The organism is Flavobacterium saccharophilum, assembly GCF_900142735.1.
GTDB lineage: Bacteria > Bacteroidota > Bacteroidia > Flavobacteriales > Flavobacteriaceae > Flavobacterium > Flavobacterium saccharophilum.
In genome coordinates this window covers 85,314-107,327 of the sequence record NZ_FRBY01000006.1, presented here as the reverse complement: position 1 = coordinate 107,327, position 22,014 = coordinate 85,314, and the positions used below count along the sequence as shown (strand labels likewise).

Annotated in this window: 23 protein-coding genes; 12 read left to right on the top strand and 11 right to left on the bottom strand. The window is 33.4% G+C overall.

Annotation, left to right across the window (positions count from 1 at the left end):
• Window positions 1-30 precede the first annotated feature (30 nt).
• The 5 genes from BUA98_RS19030 to BUA98_RS19010 form a co-directional block, all read right to left on the bottom strand.
• Window positions 31-417 carry a group III truncated hemoglobin gene (locus BUA98_RS19030; RefSeq protein ID WP_072975121.1) on the bottom strand — a complete coding sequence of 129 codons (387 nt, stop codon included), beginning with the start codon at window positions 415-417 and terminating at the stop codon, window positions 31-33.
• 78 nt (window positions 418-495) lie between these two features.
• On the bottom strand, window positions 496-1,740 hold the full coding sequence (gene ilvA / locus BUA98_RS19025) for a threonine ammonia-lyase IlvA (RefSeq protein WP_072975536.1): 1,245 nt from the start codon (window positions 1,738-1,740) through the stop codon (window positions 496-498).
• 256 nt (window positions 1,741-1,996) lie between these two features.
• Window positions 1,997-2,539 carry a DUF4136 domain-containing protein gene (locus BUA98_RS19020; protein ID WP_072975120.1) on the bottom strand — a complete coding sequence of 181 codons (543 nt, stop codon included), beginning with the start codon at window positions 2,537-2,539 and terminating at the stop codon, window positions 1,997-1,999.
• Between the two features lie 45 nt (window positions 2,540-2,584).
• Window positions 2,585-4,561 (bottom strand): urocanate hydratase, encoded by a 1,977-nt coding sequence (locus tag BUA98_RS19015; protein ID WP_072975118.1) that lies wholly within the window; start codon window positions 4,559-4,561, stop codon window positions 2,585-2,587.
• 602 nt (window positions 4,562-5,163) lie between these two features.
• On the bottom strand, window positions 5,164-5,349 hold the full coding sequence (locus tag BUA98_RS19010) for a C1orf53 family protein (protein WP_072975116.1): 186 nt from the start codon (window positions 5,347-5,349) through the stop codon (window positions 5,164-5,166).
• Between the two features lie 114 nt (window positions 5,350-5,463).
• Here BUA98_RS19010 and BUA98_RS19005 point away from each other — a divergent pair, with 114 nt between their 5' ends.
• From BUA98_RS19005 to BUA98_RS18980, 6 genes are all read left to right on the top strand, one after another.
• Window positions 5,464-5,799, top strand: a complete 336-nt coding sequence (locus tag BUA98_RS19005) for a hypothetical protein (protein WP_072975114.1) — start codon at window positions 5,464-5,466, stop codon at window positions 5,797-5,799.
• An 8-nt stretch (window positions 5,800-5,807) separates the two neighbouring features.
• Window positions 5,808-6,704, top strand: coding sequence for a 1-aminocyclopropane-1-carboxylate deaminase/D-cysteine desulfhydrase (locus BUA98_RS19000; protein WP_244279231.1), 897 nt, complete (start codon window positions 5,808-5,810; stop codon window positions 6,702-6,704).
• A complete protein-coding gene (locus BUA98_RS18995; RefSeq protein ID WP_072975110.1) occupies window positions 6,697-7,599 on the top strand; it encodes a glucosaminidase domain-containing protein in 903 nt (300 codons plus the stop codon). Before BUA98_RS19000 ends, BUA98_RS18995 begins: the two co-directional genes overlap by 8 nt.
• A gap of 20 nt (window positions 7,600-7,619) precedes the next feature.
• Window positions 7,620-7,871 carry a hypothetical protein gene (locus BUA98_RS18990; RefSeq protein WP_072975109.1) on the top strand — a complete coding sequence of 84 codons (252 nt, stop codon included), beginning with the start codon at window positions 7,620-7,622 and terminating at the stop codon, window positions 7,869-7,871.
• A gap of 43 nt (window positions 7,872-7,914) precedes the next feature.
• Window positions 7,915-9,201, top strand: a complete 1,287-nt coding sequence (gene hemL, locus BUA98_RS18985) for a glutamate-1-semialdehyde 2,1-aminomutase (protein WP_026985772.1) — start codon at window positions 7,915-7,917, stop codon at window positions 9,199-9,201.
• A 157-nt stretch (window positions 9,202-9,358) separates the two neighbouring features.
• Window positions 9,359-11,836 carry a zinc-dependent metalloprotease gene (locus BUA98_RS18980; RefSeq protein WP_072975107.1) on the top strand — a complete coding sequence of 826 codons (2,478 nt, stop codon included), beginning with the start codon at window positions 9,359-9,361 and terminating at the stop codon, window positions 11,834-11,836.
• A gap of 50 nt (window positions 11,837-11,886) precedes the next feature.
• Here BUA98_RS18980 and BUA98_RS22575 read toward each other — a convergent pair whose 3' ends face one another.
• Window positions 11,887-12,609: a hypothetical protein gene (locus tag BUA98_RS22575; RefSeq protein ID WP_072975106.1), complete on the bottom strand. Its 723-nt coding sequence runs from the start codon at window positions 12,607-12,609 to the stop codon at window positions 11,887-11,889.
• 159 nt (window positions 12,610-12,768) lie between these two features.
• Complete coding sequence (locus BUA98_RS18970; RefSeq protein ID WP_072975105.1) at window positions 12,769-13,218, bottom strand: SPFH domain-containing protein; 450 nt, start codon at window positions 13,216-13,218, stop codon at window positions 12,769-12,771.
• A gap of 192 nt (window positions 13,219-13,410) precedes the next feature.
• On the opposite strand from BUA98_RS18970, the gene BUA98_RS18965 reads away from it, so the two are divergent.
• Entirely contained in the window at window positions 13,411-14,436 is a 1,026-nt protein-coding gene (locus BUA98_RS18965) for a 2-hydroxyacid dehydrogenase (protein ID WP_072975104.1), read from the top strand.
• 30 nt (window positions 14,437-14,466) lie between these two features.
• On the top strand, window positions 14,467-15,069 hold the full coding sequence (locus BUA98_RS18960) for a hypothetical protein (RefSeq protein WP_072975103.1): 603 nt from the start codon (window positions 14,467-14,469) through the stop codon (window positions 15,067-15,069).
• 46 nt (window positions 15,070-15,115) lie between these two features.
• Here BUA98_RS18960 and BUA98_RS18955 read toward each other — a convergent pair whose 3' ends face one another.
• The 3 genes from BUA98_RS18955 to lysS form a co-directional block, all read right to left on the bottom strand.
• A complete protein-coding gene (locus BUA98_RS18955; RefSeq protein WP_072975101.1) occupies window positions 15,116-15,421 on the bottom strand; it encodes a type II toxin-antitoxin system RelE/ParE family toxin in 306 nt (101 codons plus the stop codon).
• Window positions 15,406-15,639 carry a hypothetical protein gene (locus BUA98_RS18950; RefSeq protein ID WP_072975100.1) on the bottom strand — a complete coding sequence of 78 codons (234 nt, stop codon included), beginning with the start codon at window positions 15,637-15,639 and terminating at the stop codon, window positions 15,406-15,408. The genes BUA98_RS18955 and BUA98_RS18950 overlap by 16 nt, the downstream gene beginning before the upstream one ends.
• A 101-nt stretch (window positions 15,640-15,740) precedes the next feature.
• Window positions 15,741-17,444 (bottom strand): lysine--tRNA ligase, encoded by a 1,704-nt coding sequence (lysS, locus tag BUA98_RS18945; RefSeq protein ID WP_072975098.1) that lies wholly within the window; start codon window positions 17,442-17,444, stop codon window positions 15,741-15,743.
• A gap of 308 nt (window positions 17,445-17,752) precedes the next feature.
• Here lysS and BUA98_RS18935 point away from each other — a divergent pair, with 308 nt between their 5' ends.
• The 4 genes from BUA98_RS18935 to BUA98_RS18920 all read left to right on the top strand — a co-directional run bounded on the left by BUA98_RS18935 (window position 17,753) and on the right by BUA98_RS18920 (window position 21,157).
• A complete protein-coding gene (locus BUA98_RS18935; RefSeq protein ID WP_072975095.1) occupies window positions 17,753-18,478 on the top strand; it encodes a hypothetical protein in 726 nt (241 codons plus the stop codon).
• A gap of 120 nt (window positions 18,479-18,598) precedes the next feature.
• A complete protein-coding gene (locus BUA98_RS18930) occupies window positions 18,599-19,354 on the top strand; it encodes a hypothetical protein (RefSeq protein ID WP_244279230.1) in 756 nt (251 codons plus the stop codon).
• A gap of 5 nt (window positions 19,355-19,359) precedes the next feature.
• Window positions 19,360-20,058 carry a lipoyl(octanoyl) transferase LipB gene (gene lipB, locus BUA98_RS18925; protein WP_072975092.1) on the top strand — a complete coding sequence of 233 codons (699 nt, stop codon included), beginning with the start codon at window positions 19,360-19,362 and terminating at the stop codon, window positions 20,056-20,058.
• Between the two features lie 247 nt (window positions 20,059-20,305).
• Entirely contained in the window at window positions 20,306-21,157 is an 852-nt protein-coding gene (locus BUA98_RS18920; RefSeq protein WP_072975091.1) for a nuclear transport factor 2 family protein, read from the top strand.
• Window positions 21,158-21,233: 76 nt separating this feature from the next.
• On the opposite strand, the gene BUA98_RS18915 is transcribed toward BUA98_RS18920, so the two are convergent.
• Entirely contained in the window at window positions 21,234-21,902 is a 669-nt protein-coding gene (locus BUA98_RS18915) for a ribonuclease HII (protein WP_072975089.1), read from the bottom strand.
• Window positions 21,903-22,014 lie beyond the last annotated feature (112 nt).

Genomic DNA, 22,014 nt, shown 5'->3' with positions numbered 1-22,014 from the left:
GTTATTTAGAAATGTCATTTGAATTTAATTTTATTGATTCTCTAAATTTCTGAAATAATCAATTTTATGATTGAACATATAGGCCATGTTTTCAGCTCTCATTTTTGCTTCTTCCGTAATTGGTCCCGCAAAAAGTCCGTCAATTGAAGAGTTAAAAAGATAAACCCAACGGTCAAAATGAGTTTTATCTACTGGTAATTGTTTGTATGGCGGAAACGGAGTTCCGGAATAAGCACGGACATCAAATAAAATAGTTTGCCAAAAGCCATACATTTTTTGTAAATGCATTGGCCAGCGGTCCTGCAGTTTATCATTAAAAATTGGACCAAGAAGATCATCTTGCCTAACCTTGTCATAAAAAGTGTTGACCATTAATTGTATGTCTTCTATGTTTGAAATATCTTTAAGAGTTGCCATGTTTTTAGATCTAAAATAAAATACAAAATTACACTATAACTTTTTCTATTCGCTGATATTTGTCAGGGGACAAGATTTTTAGCCAATTAATTGTGTAAACAAATCCTGATTATCATTTAAATATTGAAACTCAAAACCATTTTTGGTCATGTTCAACTTGATATTCATAATGTCTTTTTTATTTTTCAATTCTAAACCAACCACAACAGAGCCCACTTCTCGATTGTTTTTTTTGTGAAATTGGAAATAAGTAATGTCATCATCCGGTCCTAAAATGTTATTTACGAATTCTTTTAAAGCTCCCGGACGTTGTGGAAACTGAATCATAAAATAATGCATCAAACCTTCATATAATAAAGAACGTTCTTTTATTTCGGCCGTTCTTTCAATATCATTATTACTTCCGCTGACCACACAAACAACGGTTTTTCCTTTAATTTTATCTTTGTAAAAATCCAAAGCGGCAATAGTCAGGGCTCCGGCTGGTTCTACAACCATTGCTTCTTCGTTGTACAAACGTAAAATCGTAGTACATACTTTTCCTTCGGGAACCAGAACAATATCTTCTAAATTATTTCGGCAGATATCAAAAGTCATATCACCAACTTGTTTTACAGCAGCGCCGTCAACAAATTTATCTATAGTTGCCAAAGCGGTATTTTTATTTTCGGCAATAGAAGTTTTCATTGAAGGGGCGCCTTTTGGCTCAACACCAATGATTTTCGTATTTGGACTTAAATGCTTAAAAACTTCGGATAAACCAGAAGCCAATCCGCCGCCACCAATTGGAACAAAAACATAATCGATTGGTTCTTTATAACTGTCCAGAATTTCTAATCCAACAGTTCCTTGTCCTGCAATCACTTTTTCATCATCAAATGGATGAATAAATATTTTATGATTTTGAATAGCATCTGCAGTTGCTGAAGCGTAAGCATCATCAAAAGTATCTCCGGTAAGCACAATTTCAACGAATGATTTTCCGAATAATTGTACTTGTTTTACTTTTTGTTTTGGAGTCGTTTTTGGCATATAAATTTTGCCTTGTATCTGTAGAAGATGGCAGGAATATGCGACACCCTGAGCATGGTTTCCAGCGCTTGCACAAACAATTCCAACGGCTTTTTCAGTTTCATTCAACGAAGAAATTTTGTTATATGCTCCTCTAATTTTATACGACCGGACAATTTGCAAATCTTCTCTTTTTAATAAAATAGTCGATTTAAATTCTTCTGAAAGATTTAAATTTTGTGTCAGTGGAGTAGCAGCAACTACATTTTCAAGCTGTTTTTTGGCAGCAAGTACTTCGTTAAATAGATTCATCAGTTTTGTTTTTTTAGCCACGAATTGCACGAATTAGCACTAATTTTTACAATTTGGAACGAAAAATAATTCGTGTAAATTTGTGTAATTCGTGGCTATTTAATAAAAAAACCTCCCGGTTTGGGAGGTTTAATAAATTGTATTTTGTTTACTTATTTATATAATACCTCACCATTACTGCTGAATAGCAATAATACTAATAGAGATAATAATGTTATTTAAGTTTTTCATTTCAGATAATTGAATCGCAAATGTATTAATTATTTTTTTTAACTGGCGGATATTGTGCTAAAACTTTGTTTACGATCTCAGCGACTTTTGCATCTTTTTTATCGACGTTTTTAGTTAAGGTTGCCACCCCTTCACCTTGCCAGATCATTTCTTTCCTTTTTGCATCAATCAAATCGATGAATAAAGTTCCTTCTGTAGAAGTTGAAACTGTAGTTTGTCCTCCGTACATCATATAAGGATTCCATCCCCAGCCCCAACCGTAGCCCCATCCGGCGCTAAATTGATTTACGCTAACTTGTTCTCTTGATTTAGTAAAAATATTTACTAATAAATCAGGATTTTCGCTTTTCGTAAAACCTTTGGCTTGCATTTCGGTATCTATGGCATGTAGAATTCTTCTTTTATCCAAATCAGAAATTTCGACTTTATCAATTCCGGGCTTAAAGAAAGCATAGGTTTTATAAGGTGCAAAATCTACGTTTTTATCATAATCAGAATAAACACTGACTGAGCTACAAGAGGCTAGTATTAAAAGCAGAAAAACGGGTACTAATTTGAATGTTTTCATATTTATAAAAATTTATTGTTCTCAATTCTGATAAATAACTTTTAACTAGAATAGCGTTTCATCAACTATATTAGGTAAAGTTACTTTTAGTAACGGCTGAACTTCCATTGCTCTTTTTATGGCAAAAATTGCTTCGTCATTTCGAGCCCAGCTTCTTCTTGAAATTCCGTTGTTAACATCCCAAAAAAGCATTGAGGCTAAACGTTTTGAAGCTTCTTTAGAACCATCAAGAACCATACCAAAGCCACCATTTATAACCTCTCCCCAGCCAACTCCACCACCATTATGAATAGATACCCAGGTTGCGCCTCTAAAGCTGTCACCAATCACATTTTGAATCGCCATATCAGCTGTAAAACGAGATCCGTCGTAGATGTTTGAAGTCTCTCTGTAAGGAGAATCAGTTCCGGAAACGTCATGATGATCACGTCCTAAAACAACGGTTCCAATTTCACCTCTGGCAATCGCCTGGTTAAAGGCTTCGGCAATTTTAATACGTCCTTCAGCATCGGCATAGAGAATTCTGGCTTGAGAACCTACAACCAATTTATTTTCCTGTGCGCCTTTGATCCATTTGATGTTATCCTGCATTTGTTGCTGAATTTCATTTGGAGCTGTTTTTGCCATTTCTTCTAAAACCTGACTTGCGATAGTATCTGTTTTTTGTAAATCTTCCGGTTTTCCTGAAGTACAAACCCATCGGAAAGGTCCGAAACCGTAATCAAAACACATTGGTCCCATAATATCCTGAACGTAACTTGGATATTTGAAATCGATATTATTTTCGGCCATTACATCAGCACCGGCGCGGGAAGCTTCTAATAAAAACGCATTTCCGTAATCAAAAAAGTAAGTTCCTTTTGCAGTATGTTTGTTTATTGCTTTCGCTTGTCTGCGTAACGATTCCTGTACTTTTTCTTTGAATAATTCAGGATTATTGGCCATCATTTCATTGGCTTCTTCAAATGAAATTCCAACCGGATAATAACCACCCGCCCAAGGATTATGAAGGGAAGTCTGATCTGAACCTAAATCAATTTTGATGTTTTCTTTATCGAAACACTCCCAAACATCAACCACATTTCCTAAATAAGCAATCGAAACTACTTCTTTATTGGCTTTCGCCGAATTGACTCGCTGAACCAATTCTTCTGTCGAAGTTACAATTTCATTAATCCAGCCTTGTTCATGACGGATTTTGGTAATCTTCGGATTTACTTCGGCGCAGACCGTAATACAGCCTGCAATATTTCCTGCTTTTGGCTGAGCACCTGACATTCCGCCCAATCCGGAAGTCACAAATAAATTCCCTTCAGGATTTAATTTTATTTTTCTGAAACCATTCAAAACTGTAATCGTAGTTCCGTGTACAATTCCTTGTGGTCCAATATACATATAACTTCCTGCGGTCATTTGTCCGTATTGTGAAACGCCTAAGGCATTCATTTTTTCCCAATCATCCGGTTTTGAATAATTCGGAATCACCATTCCGTTCGTAACCACAACTCTTGGTGCTTCTGAATGCGAAGGAAATAATCCCATCGGATGTCCTGAATACATCGTCAAAGTTTGCTCGTCTGTCATTTCAGACAAATATTGCATTGTCAATAAATATTGTGCCCAGTTCTGAAAAACAGCTCCGTTTCCGCCATACGTAATCAATTCATGAGGATGTTGCGCCACGGCATAATCCAGATTATTCTGAATCATATGCATAATTGCTTTTGCCTGCAATGATTTTCCTGGATATTCATCAATTGGTCGCGCGTACATTCTGTAATCCGGACGTAAACGATACATATAAATACGACCGTATTTTTCTAATTCTTCTGAAAACTCCTGAATTAATTCGGCATGATGTTGAGACTTAAAATAACGCAATGCATTTTTTAAAGCCAGTTTTTTTTCTTCAGCCGAAAGAATTTCTTTTCGTTTTGGCGCGTGATTAATCGCTAAATCGTACTCTTTTTTTGGAGGTAATATCGATGGAATTCCTTGTTGTATTTGTTCTTTGAAAGTCATTTTTTTTATTTTAGATTTTAGATTGTTGATTTTAGATTTTTGTAAAACGTAAAATTCAACATCTAAAAATTATTGTATGTTTAAATTATGTCGCTCCTATGGAGCTAAAATTGTGATCGATAAATTTATTTCTATAAATATTCTGCTATAAACATTGCACTCCTACGGAGTTTTGTTAGCATTGAAAAAACGCCATAATTATTGTATGTTTAAATTATGTCGCTCCGCTGGAGCTCAATTCAGAACGTTTTTGAAGTTCTATAAACATAGCACTCCTCTGGAGTTTTTATCAGCCTTGGAAAGGCGTTATGTTTATAGAAAATATAATATATCCCGTTGTAAAAGCTCCATCGGAGCGAAATGTAAATCAATGTAAATTTGATCCGAAATAATTATCTCATTTTCTAATTGACATATTATCTAATTAAAAAGCTAGGGATAACGAATATCCGACCTGTGATAGGATTTGTGGATTTTAATCCTAAATTTTCGTGAGCGAATATCCATTTATAATTTTAGAGTTAAGATTGTTGATTTCAGATTTTTTGAATTATCAAATTGCTTATTTAAGAAATTATCTAATTATCAAATTGACACATTTTCTAATTAGTTTTTTTTCTTATTTGACCAGTTCCTTTATCAAACCCATACGGACAATGGCGGCAGCCGCTTTTACAGCAATAACCACGTTTTAAATGGTGTTTTTCAGTAAAGCATTTATAACCTTCCGGCGTATAGTAAAAATCTTCGCCTTCGATTAATTTATTTTCATTACTTTGCTCTTTCATAAATCTGCTTTGGGTAGTGTTTTGTTTCTTTAAAAAATCAAAAATAATTATTTGATTGTTATTTTAATGAAATAGAACATTTTTATAGCTACAAATTTATAAATTTTACAGCCAATGTTTCTGATTGTTGCTAAATATTTAATTCCGAAAGGATATCGCGGAATGGCTGTATTTCCGTTTGTTGTGGTTAAATATGGTTTTGATAAAACAAACGGAACTTTTGTCAATCATGAAAAAATACATTTAAGACAGCAATTAGAAATGCTGATTCTGCCTTTTTTTATCTGGTATTTTTTGGAATATTTCATTCGGCTGATGCAATACAAAAACAAGGATTTGGCTTACAGAAATATTAGTTTTGAAAGAGAAGCGTACACAAATGAAGCGGATCGAAATTATCTCAAAAACCGATCTTTTTTCCAGTTTTTAAAATACATTACTTTAAAATAAAACCGATTTTGAACCAACAAATTCATATCAATTTTCCAAATAATATTTCTGTGGCAATAAAACGCGAAGACTTGATTCATCCGTTTGTTTCCGGGAATAAATTCAGAAAACTAAAATACAATTTACTTCAGGCGAAAGCAGAAAATAAAGAAACAATATTGACTTTTGGAGGTGCTTTTTCCAATCATATTGCAGCAGTCGCCTACGCAGGAAAAGAGCAGGGTTTTAAAACAATCGGAATTATTCGGGGCGACGAACTTTTTGATAAAATCGATGAAAACCCAACGTTAAAATTCGCTCAGGAAAACGGAATGAAATTTGAATTTGTTTCGAGGGAAGACTATCGAAATAAATCTGAAAGTTATTTTTTAGAAAAGTTAAAAGAGCAATTTGGCGACTTTTATTTAGTGCCCGAAGGCGGAACAAATGAACTTGCTGTAAAAGGCTGTGAAGAGATTTTGACCGATGAAGATGCTGTTTTTAATTACGTTTGTTGTGCGGTCGGAACCGGTGGCACGATTTCTGGTTTAATTAATAGTGCATTGCCAAATCAGAAAATTTTAGGGTTTCCGGTACTAAAAGGTGACTTTTTAAACGATGAAATTCGTATTTTTGCAAAAAAAGATAACTGGAATTTAATTTCTGACTATCATTTTGGAGGTTATGGCAAGATAAATTTAGAATTAATTGAATTTATTAATGCGTTTTTAGAAGAGAACAAAGTGCCCTTAGATCCAATTTATACAGGAAAGATGTTTTTTGGCGTTATAGATTTAATCCACAAAAATTATTTTCCTGCTAATTCAAAAATTTTACTCATTCACACCGGCGGATTACAGGGAATTGATGGAATGAATATCAAATTGAAGCAGAAAAAATTACCAATACTCAAAAACAATGATTAAAAAGATCCTATTGTTCTTTATAGTTGCAGTTCTGGCAAGCTGTTCATCCAGCAAACCGGCCATAGCAACGACTAAAAAACAGGCAGCAGTTCAGAGGCCCCGGACAGTGGCAGCTAAAAAACAAACTCCTGTTAAGCCAATTGGCAAAAATTACCCTTCTACAAATAATACGACAGAAGTTATTCAGTCGACTTCAAGAACTACCGTTACCAGCACTTCAATCAACGATTATGTTTTGCAGTACAAAGATATTGCAATGGGAAACATGCAGAAATATGGTATTCCTGCCAGCATTATTTTGGCGCAAGGAATATTGGAATCTGGTGCAGGAAAAGGTGATTTAGCTGTTGAAGCCAATAATCATTTCGGAATAAAATGTCATAAAGACTGGCTGGGAGAAAGTGTTCGTCATGACGATGATTCTGCTCAGGAATGTTTCAGAAAATATAGGGAAGCTTCAGAATCATATCGCGATCATGCTTTATTTCTAGTCGGAAAAAACAGATATGCCTCTTTATTCACTTACGAAAAAGACGATTATAAAGCGTGGGCAAAAGGGTTAAGAGCCTGCGGTTATGCCACAGATCCTAAATATCCTGATAAATTAATCAGTTATATTGAGCGTTATAATCTGCATCAATATGATTGTGAGATTACGGGAAAAACGTATGTTGCAATTAATAAATCGGCTCCAACAAGAAAACCATCGTATGATGTGGCTTCGGATCCAAAGATAAATATGAACTCAAATGATCCGAATTTATACGAAGTTCAAAAAGGAGATACGCTATATTCTATTTCGAAGAAATTCAACGTTATGGTTGATGACTTAAAACAGAAAAATAATCTTTCAGATAATGCACTTTCGATTGGACAGAAATTGAAAGTGAAATAATTGTCAATTATCAATTATTAATGAAGAAGATAATCTCGATTGGAATTTTTATTTTTGCCATTGTTTTCACAGTTAGACTTTTTTGCGGAATTTACATACATGATGAATTTGGAGAAAGGCATTTTTTTATAAAACATCGTCCAACTTGGAAATGGATATTTTATTCTCCTTTAGGAATGTCGGATAATAAAATAGAGAATCTTTCCAAAGAAAATCAAATAGAACAAAAATACTTTAATGAATATATAAAAGATCGCGGTCTTAGTTTGTAATCTAAAAATCTAAGAAGTCTAAAGATCTAATAATCTAAAAATAATGATCTATAAAAGAAGTAGTCAGCTTTTTGCTGAAGCAGAAAAAGTAATTCCAGGAGGAGTAAATTCACCAGTTAGAGCGTTTAAAGCAGTAGGAGGAACTCCAATTTTTGTAAAAAGTGCCAAAGGTGCTTATTTGTATGATGAAGACGGGAATAAATTAATTGATTATATCAATTCATGGGGACCAATGGTTTTGGGTCATGCATATCAACCCGTTGTTGATGCAGTAATCGAAAAAGCTAAATTGGGAACTTCATTTGGAATGCCAACAGAATTGGAAACACAAATTGCTGCTTTGGCTGTTTCTATGGTTCCGAATATCGATAAAATCAGATTTGTAAATTCAGGTACAGAAGCTTGTATGAGCGCGATTCGTTTGGCTCGTGGATTTACAAAAAGAGATAAAATCATCAAATTTGCAGGTTGTTATCATGGACATTCTGATTCCTTTTTGATTCAGGCAGGAAGTGGAGCCGTAACTTTTGGTTCACCAAATAGTCCTGGCGTTACCGAAGGAACAGCAAAAGATACTTTATTGGCAAAATACAATGATTTAGAGAATGTAAAAACTTTAATCGAAGCCAATAAAAACGAAATTGCAGCCATTATTATTGAACCGGTTGCCGGAAATATGGGCTGTATTCCACCTCAAAAAGGATTTTTGCAAGGATTAAGAGATTTGTGTACAGCAAACGGAATTTTATTGATTTTTGATGAGGTAATGACAGGTTTCCGTTTAGCTCGCGGAGGCGTTCAGGAATTATATAATATCAATGCTGATATTGTAACTTTCGGAAAAGTAATTGGTGGAGGTTTGCCGGTGGGAGCTTTTGCTGCACGTGCTGAAATCATGAATTATTTGGCACCGCTTGGACCAGTTTATCAGGCAGGAACATTATCTGGGAATCCGTTAGCAATGGCTGCGGGATTAGCAATGCTACAATCTTTAGATAATGATCGTGCTATTTTTACTCGTTTAGAAGAAAAAACAGCTTATTTAGAAGCAGGAATTGATAAAGTATTAAAAGCAAATAATGTTGTTTTTACGATCAATAGAGTAGGTTCTATGATTTCTGTTCACTTTGATGAAAATCCGGTTGTCGATTTTCAAACTGCGGCAAAAGGAGATAATGAAACGTTTAAAAAGTTCTTTCACGGATTGTTGAATGAAGGTGTTTACATTGCACCATCTGCTTATGAAACCTGGTTTATTACAGATGCATTGACTTATGAAGATTTAGATTTTACAATTAATGCGATTGACAAAGTATCAAAAACATTTTAGTTTTTAAATCAGAAAATATTTAAATTAAGGGCTTAACTTTTTAAAAAGTTGAGCCCTTTTTTAGTAGTTAATAAAAAGTTAATAAGTGACTGTTTTCTTGGATTATTGTAATCAAAAATTATTTTTGTTTAACAAATAACCATTAAACCAAAAATAAATGAAGAAATTTTTCATTTTATCTACTATAGCAGTTTTAATGCTATTTCCTACTAACCAATTTGCCCAGTCTAAAAAGAAAAAATCCAAGAAAGAGGAGGCTGCAACTCCTCCAGCAGAAAAAAAACCGGAGTCAGCTATTAAAGAATACAGCAAAGTAATTACGAAAGATGCTATTTCTGATGACGGACTTTTTACTGTTCATAAAGTGGATAAAAAGTATTACTTCGAAATTCCAAATAAATATTTAAACAAAGACATGCTGTTAGTAAGCAGATTGTCTAAACTGCCATCTAATTTAGGCGGAGGTTATGTCAACGCTGGTTCAGAAACAAACGAACAATTAATTGTTTGGCAGCGTTTTCAGGATAAAATTCTCATCAAATCAAAATCATATAATGCAGTTGCAAACGATACGTTACCGATTAGCCTTTCGGTTAAATCAAACAATTATGAACCAACATTATTTGCTTTTGATATTGTAGCTTTTAGCAAGGATTCGGCAAATACGGTAATTGACGTAACGAAATTTTACAGCACAGATGTTAAGGCAATTAGCGGAATATCCGCAGAAATGCGTGAAACATATAAAGTAAAAGGATTGGATGATACGAGAAGTTTTATCAATAAAATTAAAAGTTTTCCTATGAATATTGAAGTGATTCAGGATATGACTTATAATGCTTCAAAACCATCAATGTTAGAGGAAAGTGAATCTATCAGCATTCAGATGAACCAATCGATGGTATTATTGCCAGAAGTGCCAATGAAACCAAGATTAGCAGATCCTCGTGTAGGCTGGTTTACGGTTAGTCAATACGATTATGGAAGTAATGAATTAAAATCGGATCTTAAAACATACATCCGCCGTTGGAGATTAGAACCGAAAGATCCTGAAGCTTATGCCAGAGGAGAATTGGTTGAACCAATCAAACCAATTGTTTATTATTTAGATCCTGCTACTCCTGAAAAATTGAGAAAATATATCAAACAGGGAATCGAAGAATGGCAAAAACCTTTTGAAACAGCCGGATTTAAAAATGCCATTATAGCAAAAGACGCTCCAACTAAAGAAGAAGATCCTGATTTTAGTCCGGAGGATGTACGCTATTCAGTGATTCGTTATGTGGCAAGTACAACTCGAAATGCAGTTGGTCCAAGCGTTTCAGATCCAAGAACGGGAGAAATTATTGAAAGTGATGTTATTTGGTATCACAACCATTTACGTTCGTATAGAAATCGTTATTTATTAGAAACCGGAGCCGCAAATCCAAAAGCAAGAACTTTGCAAACCAGCGATGAAGAAATGGGAGAGATGATGCGCATGGTGATTGCTCACGAAGTGGGGCACGCATTAGGTTTTCCTCATAATATGGGAGCCAGTTCTTCTTATGACTGTGAAAGTTATAGAAACGGAACTTTTACACAAGAAAATGGAATTGCAGCCAGTATAATGGATTATGCACGTTACAATTATATTGCACAGCCAGGAGATCAAAATATTCGTTTTATTCGTAAAATGGGAGCCTACGATCATTATGCTTTGAATTGGGGATACAGAGTAATTCCGAACGCTAAATCTTCTCAGGATGAAAAAGCAACTTTAGACAAATGGATTTTAGATAAATCTGGAAATCCGATTTACAAGTTCGGAAAACAAAGTAGTGCTTTTGATCCTTCTTCTCAAACAGAAGATATTGGAAATAATTCGATGAAAGCCAGTACATATGGTATGAAAAATTTAGAATACGTTGCTAATCATTTAAGCGAATGGACGAGCAATGTAACTAATGATTACGGAGATCTAGACGAATTATATAAAGAATTATTAGACGTTTGGAGCAGATACGTAGGTCATGTTGTAACCAATGTTGGAGGTGTTTATGAAAACATTAAAAACCCAAATCAGGCAGGAAATGTTTATGAAGTCGTTCCGAAAGCAAAACAAATTGAAGCGATGAATTGGTTACAGGCAAATGCTTTTGCATCTCCAACCTGGATTGTCAATGTCAATACATTAAAAAACACCAATTTTGCTGGTTATACAGAAACGTTCAGAAATGTACAGGTTAGGCATTTGAATAATCTATTGAGTTTAGGTCGTATTGGAAGGTTGATGGATAATGAAATTTTGGGTGCTGATACTTACAAAGCACTGGATTTGTTTAAAGACACAAGAAAAGGAATCTGGAAAGAGACGAATACTGCTGTAAATGTGACTATTTATCGTCGAAATCTGCAAAGAGCTTATATCGATAGAATGGCTTTTTTAATGACAGAAGAAATTAAGCCAACAGACAGATCAATAATATATTATAATGTTTCTCAATCTGATTTAAGAGCTTTAGTGCGCGGAGAATTAAATGTTCTGAAAAAATCGCTTACAGCGGCAAAAGTTTTGGGTGTAAATACAGAAACAAAATACCATTATGAAGATTGTATCAAACGAATTGATTTAATATTAAATCCAATTAAATAGATTGTAGAAATAAAAAAGAGGCTTTAAAAGCCTCTTTTTTTTGATCTCAATTACATTTTCTCTTTTCTGTGATCTTTCATTTTGTCTTTATGCTCTTTTTGAATCGCAGTCCATTTTTTATATTGGTCAGCATTCAAAATTGATTTCATTTTTGCATCTGTTGCTTTGTGATCTTCTTTCATTTGTTTTTTCATGGCAGCTTTTTCAGCATCAGTTGGTTTTGCAGTAGAATCTTTTCTATTCTTTTTAAGCATTTCCATTTTAGTACTTCTTTCAGATAAAAGTGCAGCAACTTGTTTTTGCTGATCAGCATTTAAACTTAGATCTGTTGTCAATTTTTGCAAATGTGCCTGATCGCGTTCCTGTGAACTTTTGTGATCATGTTTTCTTCTATGATCTTTTTTTAGTGCAGTCCATTTAGTGTATTGATCAGCATTTAAAATGGATTTCATTTTAGCATCGTTAGCTGCTTTTTCAGTTTCCATTTGTTTTTTAAAAGCTTCTTTTTCTGCATCAGTAGGTTTTGTTTTAATATCTTTTCTAGATGCTTTAAATTTTTCCGCTTTGGCACTTCTTTCTGCTAAAAGCTGTTTTACTTGTTCTTGTTGTTTTTTATCCAAACTCAATTCAGAAGTCAATTTTTGTAACTGTTTTTCATTACGTTGTTCCGGAGTTAAATTTTCTTTTTGATGATGTGCCGGTTTCTGATTGACGTCTTGTGCAAAACTCACTATTCCAACGAATAATAAAGCTGCGATAAATAATTTTTTCATAATTCGTTTTTAAAAAGGTTTATAACAATTAGACTTCAATGCGTTTATTAAGTTTAATCGAATTGTCGGATTTGTCTTTTATTTAACAGAAAGTATTAATTAAAATACAAATTATTTTCAAAAATAAAAAAGAGGCTTAAAAGCCTCTTTTTGTAAACATTACATATTGTTTTCTTTTTTGTATTCCTTCATTTTTTCTCTAGCCTTGTCTTTGTTCTCTGCCTGAATAGTTTTCCATTTTGTATATTGGTCAGCATTCAAAATCGCTTTCATTTTAGCATCGTTAGCGTCTTTTTCAGCCATCATTTCTTTTTTAAAGGCTTCTTTTTCTGCTGCTGTTGGTTTTACGTTGCTGTCTTTGTTCGCTTCACGGGCTTCTCGGAATTTTTCAGCTTTTGCACTTCTGTCTGCTAATAATTGTTTTACCTGCGCTTGTTGATTGGCATCTAAGGTTAATTCTGAAGTTAGTTTTTTCAACTGCTTCTCATTGCGTTGTTCAGGAGTCATTCTTTCCCTGTGCTCTTTATGATCCTGAGTTGCATTATCAGTGTCTTGTGCAAAACTTGCTACTCCAACGAATAACAAAGCTGCGATAAATAATTTTTTCATGAGGTAAGTTTTTTAATTGTTATATCAGTTAGACTTTGTCAAATTCATTAGGTTTAATCTGAAGTAAAGAATTGTATTTTATTTAACAAATTGAAAATTAATTATTTAAAACGATTGGTATCAGATAATAAGTATAGAATTAATTGCGTATTTTTAAGGTATTAATGAATTACAAACCTATAAGAAGTTATTATGAATTTAGAATCATCATCAAACAATAATAAAATTGCCTTTTTTTCAACCCAGCCTTACGACAAAACTTTTTTTAATAAATACAATGCAGATTTTGGTTTTGAGCTGGATTTCTTTGAAACACAATTGAATCCGCAAACGGTAATTTTAATCGAAGATGCATCAATAGTTTGTGTTTTTGTGAATGATATTGTCAATGAAGCCGTCATTAAACAGTTGGCAGAAAAGAAGGTGAAAATTATTGCTTTACGCTGTGCCGGTTTTAATAATGTTGATTTAGAAGCAGCCAAAAAGTACAATTTAAAAGTTTGTCGCGTTCCGGCATATTCTCCTCAGGCTGTTGCAGAACATGCCATGGCTATGATTTTGACTTTAAACAGAAAAACGCATAAAGCTTATAATAGAGTTCGTGAACAAAATTTTTCTCTAAACGGCTTATTAGGTTTTGATTTATTTGGAAAAACAATCGGAATTATCGGAACCGGAAATATCGGAAAAGCTTTTGCTAAAATTGCCCTGGGTTTTGGCTGTAAAGTTCTCGCTTATGATATTGTAACGAATACTGAAATGGAAAAAGACGGAGTGGAGTTTGTTTCCTTAGAAACTATTTTTAAATCAAGCGATATTATTTCGTTGCATTGTCCACTAAACCAACAAACCAAACATATAATCAATAGCAAGTCTATCGATGAAATGAAAGACAGCGTCATGATCATCAACACCAGCCGTGGCGGATTAATTGAAACAGCCTGCGTTATTGAAGGTTTGAAAGAAGGTAAAATTGGTTATTTAGGAATTGACGTTTATGAACAGGAAGAAAAACTGTTTTTCAGGGATTTATCTGCAGATATTATTCAGGATGATGCGATTCAGCGTTTAATGAGTTTTCCAAATGTTTTGGTTACGGCCCATCAGGCTTTCTTTACCAACGAAGCTTTAACGCAAATTGCTTTGATTACTTTTAATAATATCAAAGCATTAGTAACTCAAAATGATATTGAAAATAATGCGGCTTTATTGGTTTAAAATAGATTTGAGAATTTAAAAATAGAAATTATGAAAACGAAAATTTTAGTTGCATTTATAGTTCTGGGGATGGTTTCTTGTCAAAACAAAGAAAAGCCAGCATCAAAAAATATAATTAAAACCATTGCTCAGGATACCTTATCAAAAACATTGGGAGGTACTGCCAATTTGAGTGACGTTCCGGCCAAAGATGATAAAACGGTTGAACTAATAAGAAAACAGCTTACAGTTTTATTAAAGAAAGATTTGCCGGCGATGACAAAAGACGATCGATACTTTTATTATGAAGCTTACGATTTAAATAACGATAAGAAAAATGAATATTTTGTAGGTTTCTCCAATTCGTACTTTTGCGGAAGTGGAGGCTGTTCGGGATATATTTTAAATAATGACGGAAGTGTAATCAACTCATTTACCGTAACTGATTTTCCGATTTTTATAGGAACAACTTCCTCAGAAAATTTTAAAGATTTAATTTTTAAAAGCGGCAATGCTTTGCATTTTCTAAAAATGAAAAACGGAAAATATCCTTCGAATCCATCCGTTCAGGAAAAATGGAAAGGAGATATCCCTAAAGATTCGCCTGTTGTTTTGGATATAAATGCTAAGAAATTGGAGAAGTATTCGTTTTAGAAATAAAAAACCCGACAGATTTTTAATTTTGTCGGGTTTGCATTGATTATTTATTTAATATTTTATACAGTATTTTGGGGTTTCTACGGTTGTCCCAAAATGCTAAAACAATTAGTTCATTGTTAGTTATTCTGTAAAAGATATTATAATGACCTAGTGTAGAAGTTCGAATATCAGGAAAACTTGTTTTAATATAAATTTCAGGATTGAGAGATAAAAAATGAACCCTTTCCATGATTTCAACAATTAACTTTTTTGAATAAGTTGCAGATTTATTTCTTTTCTTCCAGTAATTTAATATTTTTCTTCTTTGTAAAACAGCAGTATTGGTCCAGATTATTTTGAAAGCCATTCTAAATCTTCTTTGTCTAAATCTTCCTGAGAAATAACTCTGCCATATTTAATATCTTCCTCACTTTCTTTCAGCATATCCAATTCATATTGTTCAAATTGATAAACTTCAGAACTATCTGCATTTTTCAAGAGATTTCTAATTTTTTCAAGTAAGCTTATATCTTCAATATTCTTTAACTTGTCAAATATTTCTAGTTTTATTTCTAAAGTTCCCATAGTAATGCGATTTTAAATAATCAAAGTTATGTAAATTTAATAAAAAGCCCGACAAGTTTTAAAACCTGTCGGGCTATATTATAATAAAATAAGATTAAAATCTACTCCACCAATTCCACAAACTTAAACTCACCTTCCACAGCAACCTTCGTCAAACCGTGTTTAGATAAATTTTTCATTGACGCATCCCATTTTTTACCGCTTAAGTTAGCAGTAATTTTTAATTGCTGAAGATCCATTTTATTTTCATTTCCTTTCAATAAATCTACGATAAATTTTTCTTCATCAGACAATTCAATCTGAGCTTGTTTTTTCTCCGGACGCATTTGCGGGAACAATAAAACTTCCTGAATCGATGCATTATTTGTTAAATACATAATCAAACGATCCATACCAATTCCCATTCCAGATGTTGGAGGCATACCGTATTCCAAAGCTCTTAAGAAATCCTCATCGATAATTCCGTTAGCTTCATCATCACCTTTTTCAGACAAACGCATTTGGTCTTCAAAACGCTCACGCTGGTCAATCGGGTCATTTAACTCAGAATAAGCATTTGCGATTTCTTTACCACAAACCATCAATTCAAAACGCTCTGTAAGTTCAGGATTATCGCGGTGTTCTTTACATAAAGGTGACATTTCTTTCGGATAATCCGTAATGAAAGTTGGCTGAATATAATTTCCTTCGCATTTTGCTCCAAAAATCTCATCAATCAATTTTCCTTTACCCATTGTTTTATCAACGTCGATTCCCATTCCTCTTGCAGCTTCAAACAATTCGTCTTCGCTTTTTCCAGAAATGTCAAAACCAGTAAAATGTTTGATAGAATCTGTCATTGTAACACGTGCGTAAGGCGCTTTAAAATTGATTTTATGCTCGCCAAAAGTAACTTCGCTAGTTCCGTTTACAGCAATCGCACAATGCTCAAGCAAACCTTCAGCAAATTCCATCATCCAGTTGTAGTCTTTGTAGGCTACATATATTTCCATAGCGGTAAATTCAGGATTATGCGTTCTGTCCATTCCTTCATTTCTAAAGTTTTTAGAGAACTCATAAACACCTTCAAAACCACCAACAATTAATCTTTTCAAATACAATTCGTTTGCAATACGCATGTAAAGCGGAATATCAAGCGAATTATGGTGCGTGGTAAACGGACGCGCCGCAGCACCACCCGGAATAGGCTGTAAAACCGGAGTTTCAACCTCAAGATATCCTGCATCGTTAAAATAACCACGCATAGCGCTAAACAACTTTGTACGTTTAATAAAAGTTTCTTTAACGTGTTGATTCACTGTTAGATCTACATAACGCATTCTGTAACGCAATTCAGGATCATTAAATGCATCGTGAACATTTCCTTCTTCATCTGTTTTTGGCAAGGGAAGTGGACGAAGTGTTTTACTTAAAAAAGTAAATCCGTCAACACGAATACATTGTGCACCCACTTTCGTAGTAAACAATTCTCCTTCAATACCAATAAAATCTCCTAAATCGGTTAATTTTTTAAAAACCGTATTGTATAATGTTTTATCATCACCTTCGCACAAAACATCGCGATTTACGTACAATTGCAAACGCCCTTCGCTATCCTGCAATTCTGCAAAACAAGCTTTTCCCTGATCACGAACACTCATCAAACGTCCCGCAACGATCACCTTCTTACCTTCTTCAAACGACTCCTTCACTTGCTTTGAAGTATGATTTACTGGAAAAAGATTAGCCGGATAAGGATTGATTCCTAAGTTGCGTAAGTTTTGAAGTTTTTCTCTTCTAATGATTTCTTGTTCTGATAATGCCATTTTGTGCTCTTTTTTTAAGTGTGCAAAGATAAAGAAAAGAATGTAGATTTCAGAATGAAGGTTTTAGATTTTTTGAAGCAGAAAATTATCGTATTTCAATCACCTTCAGTCCCGCTATTCACTTGTATCTTTTTTGCAGAAAAAGCAAAAAAGGATACCGCTGCTATCGGGGCTAGACTAGAAGTTTTGGTTTTCAAAAGACGTTTGAGTTGGAATGATAAAACAAACCGACAAAATATAATTTCTGTAAGAAATTAAAGAAAAACCTCAGTATCTTAGCAACTCAGAATCTCAGAACCTTTCGAAAAATGAAAATCATAAAAGCCTTTCTACTCTTACTTTTAGCCACAAGCTGCCAAATTACCGAAACCATAAAGATCAATCCGGACGGAAGCGGAAGTATTGAGGTTTTTCAATTGCGAGACGAAAACAGTTATATGCAATTAGGACGCCCTCTTTCAAGCTCAGAAAAATTTATAGACACACTATTTGTTTTTCAGGACTACATCACAAAGTATAAGGAAACGTTTGTGAAATTTAATAAATCGGACCAGGAACTGTTTCAGGAACACGCTAATGTTAAAATGCATGTAAAGCTAGATCCAATTCAAATGGAAAATTTTAATGTAATTTCTTCCGACTTTAAAAAAATAGAAGAATTACCGAATGTCTATGAAAGTCTTAGTTTAGCAAATTCTTTAAAAGAGAATTATCCGGTTTCAAAAGAATTTTTTAAAATAAAATATACCTTCGACGGATTTACTTTTAAAAGGAATTTAGTTATTGTTGATCAGCAAGAGTTTGATAAGAATAAAAAAATGCTTGAAGAAAGAAAAAAAGCGTATGCCAAATATAAATTAGTACAATCCTACACCTTAAAATATCATTTTCCGGGAAAAATAAAATCAGTTTCAAATGAAAAAGCCATTCTCAGTCCCGATAAAAAATCACTAACATTAGAATTTCAACTTTCCGATTGTTTACAAAATCCTGAAATAACGAATTTAGAAGTTGTTTTGGAACAAAGCAACTAAAAAAATAATATTAAAAAGAGATTAGAAGTTACTAAAATAAAAACTAAGAACCTTAGAACCTTAGAATCTCAGAATCTTTAAAAACAAAATAGGATTCGTATCTTTGATAAAAAATTAACCATGATGAAATTATATAAATTACTTAGTTTTTCTTTTTTAGTGGCAACACTTACAAGCTGTACTTTTACTGAAAATATGTATGTTAATGATAACGGAAGCGGAAAATTCTCTGTAGACATTGACGGTTCGGCTTTGATGGAAATGGCAGGCGATCAACTAGGAAATCAAATGGGAGCCGATGCTAAAAAAAATATCGATTCTACTTTTACCTTCAAACAATTAATTGCTGAAAAACAAGATAGTATTTCAAAATTATCTCCGGAAGCTCAGAAAGAAATTAAAAAATTAGAAAATTTTGTTTTCAATATAAAAATGAATGGAGAGCAAAAACAATTCTTAATGAACATTGCTACCGATTTTAAAAGTGTAAGCGAATTACAAGATATATTGCAATCAATGAGTACGCTTCAAAAACTGGAAGGCGGAACTGCTCCGGCAACACCGTTTGCAGGTTTGGGAGACAATAAAAGCAAGCTAAGTTATACGTATGACGGAAAGAAATTTACGCGTAAAGCAATCATAGACAAGCAGAAACTTGCAGAGAAACCTGCTGATTCAACAGCAGATATGTCAAAAATGATGTTTGCTTCGTCTAACTATGTTATTAAATATCATTTTCCTAAACGTGTAAAAAAGGTTTCGAACCCAAATGCATTGTTTAGCGAGGATAGAAAAACAATTACAATTCAATACCCTTTCACGGATTATATGGAGAATCCTGACAAACTTAACTTTGATGTTGAGTTTGAAAAATAATTAAAATGAATAAAAAAATTCAACTTCAGGATTTAGGAAGTAAAGATTATAAATCGACCTGGGAATATCAGGAAGAACTTTTTAAAGACATAGTCGACTTAAAAATCAAAAACAGAAGAGAAGAACTCGAGTTACAAACGCCAAATTATTTGCTTTTTGTAGAACATCCACACGTTTATACATTAGGAAAAAGTGGCGATCTTGAAAACCTGTTATTAAACGAAAAACAGCTCGAAGCCAAAGGAGCAACTTTTTATAAAATCAATCGGGGCGGCGACATTACCTATCACGGACCAGGACAAATTGTTGGTTATCCAATTTTAGATTTAGAGAATTTCTTTACCGATATTCATAAATATTTGCGGTTTCTGGAAGAATCAATTATTCTGACTTTAGAAGAATACGGTTTAAAATGCGGCAGGAGCGAAGGCGAAACAGGAGTGTGGCTGGATGTTGGAACTCCGTTTGCACGTAAAATATGTGCGCTGGGTGTTCGTGCCTCACGTTGGGTAACCATGCACGGATTTGCTTTAAATGTAAACGTCGATTTAGGCTATTTTGATAACATTATTCCGTGTGGAATTCGCGGAAAAGGCGTTACATCACTACAAGTAGAACTTGGCGTTGAAAAAGTAGATGAAGATGAAGTAAAAGCTAAAATCATAAAACATTTAACTCAATTATTTGAAGCTGAATTTGTGTAAAAAAAAGCTTCCTGAATAAACTATAAATTGTAAAAGCTGAAGAAAACAACAATTAATAATTGTCGTTTTCTTCAGCTTTTTTTCATTTTTATTTGGTAAAATTATTGAAAATGTAAAGATCATTTATAAAGAAGTAAGATTTTGAATTGTTGGTAAATTATGAGGCTCAGCAATTTTGTACTGTTTTTATGCGTAATTTGCTCGTATACTTTTAATAAAACCTTTACCAAATCTAATTTAACAGCTTATGAGAAAAATCTACTTTATTTGTTTCCTTTTTATCTTAAACAATGTTTTTGCTCAAAAGAAAGATAAATTAAATCCCATTGCAGTTTATGAAAAAGTTTGGCAAGAGCGCAATAGCGATGCACGATTAAAATTAATAAAAACAATTTGGCTAGACGACAGTACTTTTGAAGATCCATCTGCATCAATAAAAGGTTCTGTTGCCTTAAACAATGTCATAAACGAGTTTTATAAAAAATTCCCAGACGCTATTTTAACCTCAGGTTCAAAAGTGGTTAAAGACAATTATGTAACCTGGGATTGGAAAATTCTGGATTCAAAAAATAAATTAATAATGGCCGGCCGTGATTTTGCAAGATTAAATGGAAAAGGTCAGGTGAGTAAAATTATTGGTTTTTGGGATCAGGAAGTTACTTTGTCAGAGTCTGAAATTCTACAAAATCTTGAAGCGGATAATTATAAAGTTGTAGCCAAATATTATGAATCTCTATTTAAAACCAGAGATTTTACTGCGATGGCGGCGATAATTGAAGAAGGCGCAATTTACAATCAGGCAGAAGGTTTACCTTATGGAGGAACTTATGTTGGTTTTAATGAATGGACCAAAATGTATACCAAATCAGCTGAGTTTTTTGATTTGGAAATAGAAAAAGAACCTGTTTACTTTAGCGATGCTTCTAAAAATGAAGTGATTATTTATTTCACTATAAAATGCAAGGCAAAAAAATCAGGTAAAACGATGTCGGTACCAATTTCAGAACATTTTGATGTTAAAAACGGAAAAATTACAGCAATTAGACCTTTTTATTTTGATACGAAGCAGTTTGCAGAATTCTTAAAAAGCAAAAAATAAAATTATTGGAAGTTAACGACTTTCAGTATGCAAATTATTCGAAACAAAAAGGCTTATCAATTTTGATAAGCCTTTTTTATAGTTCAAAAAAATCCAATTCCAATTGATCGGGTAAAAGTCTAAAACTCATTCTGTGATATTTTGTAGTACCATGTATTCGAATCGCTTCGCGATGTTCTTTGGTTGGATAGCCTTTGTTCTGTTTCCAGTTGTACATAGGAAATTCATGATGAATTTTCTCCATATATTCGTCACGATATGTTTTCGCTAATATCGATGCCGCAGCAATACTTAAGAATTTCCCATCTCCTTTTATAATACTCTGATTCGGAATTGATTTTAAATGTTCGATTTCTTCAACAGAAAATTGTTTTCCAAAGGTGTTTTTTAAACCTAATTTTGCATTCAATGCGCGATTTCCATCCACAATAATGAAATCAGGTTTTTGTTTTAATTTTAAAATACATTCCTGCATGCCTTTCATAGAAGCATTTAGAATATTTATTTCATCAATTTCATCAGGAAATAAATGCGTGACTGAATAGCAAACAGCGTATTGTTCTATGATTGGTTTTAAAAGAAACCGATCTTTCTCAGATAATTGTTTACTGTCGTTTAAAATGGTATTTTCAAAATCGGCAGGTAAAATTACTGCAGCGGCAGTCACGGGCCCAGCCAGACATCCACGGCCGGCTTCGTCAGTTCCGGTTTCTAAAATAAAACCCGAATAGTTTTTTTCTAGCATTTTACTTAATTTTAAAGACAAATATAATTGAAATGAAAACTTCTCAATGACAATGATTTGTTTTTTTATACGTTTTTATCTTTTACCTTTGCTTGATAAATTTTGCTAAAAT

Bases quoted from the DNA above. Each gene is read 5' to 3' on its own strand.
- BUA98_RS19030 (WP_072975121.1), bottom strand. From the start codon at position 417: ATGGCAACTCTTAAAGATATTTCAAACATAGAAGACATACAATTAATG.
- ilvA (WP_072975536.1), bottom strand. From the start codon at position 1,740: ATGAATCTATTTAACGAAGTACTTGCTGCCAAAAAACAGCTTGAAAAT.
- BUA98_RS19020 (WP_072975120.1), bottom strand. From the start codon at position 2,539: ATGAAAACATTCAAATTAGTACCCGTTTTTCTGCTTTTAATACTAGCC.
- BUA98_RS19015 (WP_072975118.1), bottom strand. From the start codon at position 4,561: ATGACTTTCAAAGAACAAATACAACAAGGAATTCCATCGATATTACCT.
- BUA98_RS19010 (WP_072975116.1), bottom strand. From the start codon at position 5,349: ATGAAAGAGCAAAGTAATGAAAATAAATTAATCGAAGGCGAAGATTTT.
- BUA98_RS19005 (WP_072975114.1), top strand. From the start codon at position 5,464: ATGTTTCTGATTGTTGCTAAATATTTAATTCCGAAAGGATATCGCGGA.
- BUA98_RS18995 (WP_072975110.1), top strand. From the start codon at position 6,697: ATGATTAAAAAGATCCTATTGTTCTTTATAGTTGCAGTTCTGGCAAGC.
- BUA98_RS18990 (WP_072975109.1), top strand. From the start codon at position 7,620: ATGAAGAAGATAATCTCGATTGGAATTTTTATTTTTGCCATTGTTTTC.
- hemL (WP_026985772.1), top strand. From the start codon at position 7,915: ATGATCTATAAAAGAAGTAGTCAGCTTTTTGCTGAAGCAGAAAAAGTA.
- BUA98_RS18980 (WP_072975107.1), top strand. From the start codon at position 9,359: ATGAAGAAATTTTTCATTTTATCTACTATAGCAGTTTTAATGCTATTT.
- BUA98_RS22575 (WP_072975106.1), bottom strand. From the start codon at position 12,609: ATGAAAAAATTATTTATCGCAGCTTTATTATTCGTTGGAATAGTGAGT.
- BUA98_RS18970 (WP_072975105.1), bottom strand. From the start codon at position 13,218: ATGAAAAAATTATTTATCGCAGCTTTGTTATTCGTTGGAGTAGCAAGT.
- BUA98_RS18965 (WP_072975104.1), top strand. From the start codon at position 13,411: ATGAATTTAGAATCATCATCAAACAATAATAAAATTGCCTTTTTTTCA.
- BUA98_RS18960 (WP_072975103.1), top strand. From the start codon at position 14,467: ATGAAAACGAAAATTTTAGTTGCATTTATAGTTCTGGGGATGGTTTCT.
- BUA98_RS18955 (WP_072975101.1), bottom strand. From the start codon at position 15,421: ATGGCTTTCAAAATAATCTGGACCAATACTGCTGTTTTACAAAGAAGA.
- BUA98_RS18950 (WP_072975100.1), bottom strand. From the start codon at position 15,639: ATGGGAACTTTAGAAATAAAACTAGAAATATTTGACAAGTTAAAGAAT.
- lysS (WP_072975098.1), bottom strand. From the start codon at position 17,444: ATGGCATTATCAGAACAAGAAATCATTAGAAGAGAAAAACTTCAAAAC.
- BUA98_RS18935 (WP_072975095.1), top strand. From the start codon at position 17,753: ATGAAAATCATAAAAGCCTTTCTACTCTTACTTTTAGCCACAAGCTGC.
- BUA98_RS18930 (WP_244279230.1), top strand. From the start codon at position 18,599: ATGATGAAATTATATAAATTACTTAGTTTTTCTTTTTTAGTGGCAACA.
- lipB (WP_072975092.1), top strand. From the start codon at position 19,360: ATGAATAAAAAAATTCAACTTCAGGATTTAGGAAGTAAAGATTATAAA.
- BUA98_RS18920 (WP_072975091.1), top strand. From the start codon at position 20,306: ATGAGAAAAATCTACTTTATTTGTTTCCTTTTTATCTTAAACAATGTT.
- BUA98_RS18915 (WP_072975089.1), bottom strand. From the start codon at position 21,902: ATGCTAGAAAAAAACTATTCGGGTTTTATTTTAGAAACCGGAACTGAC.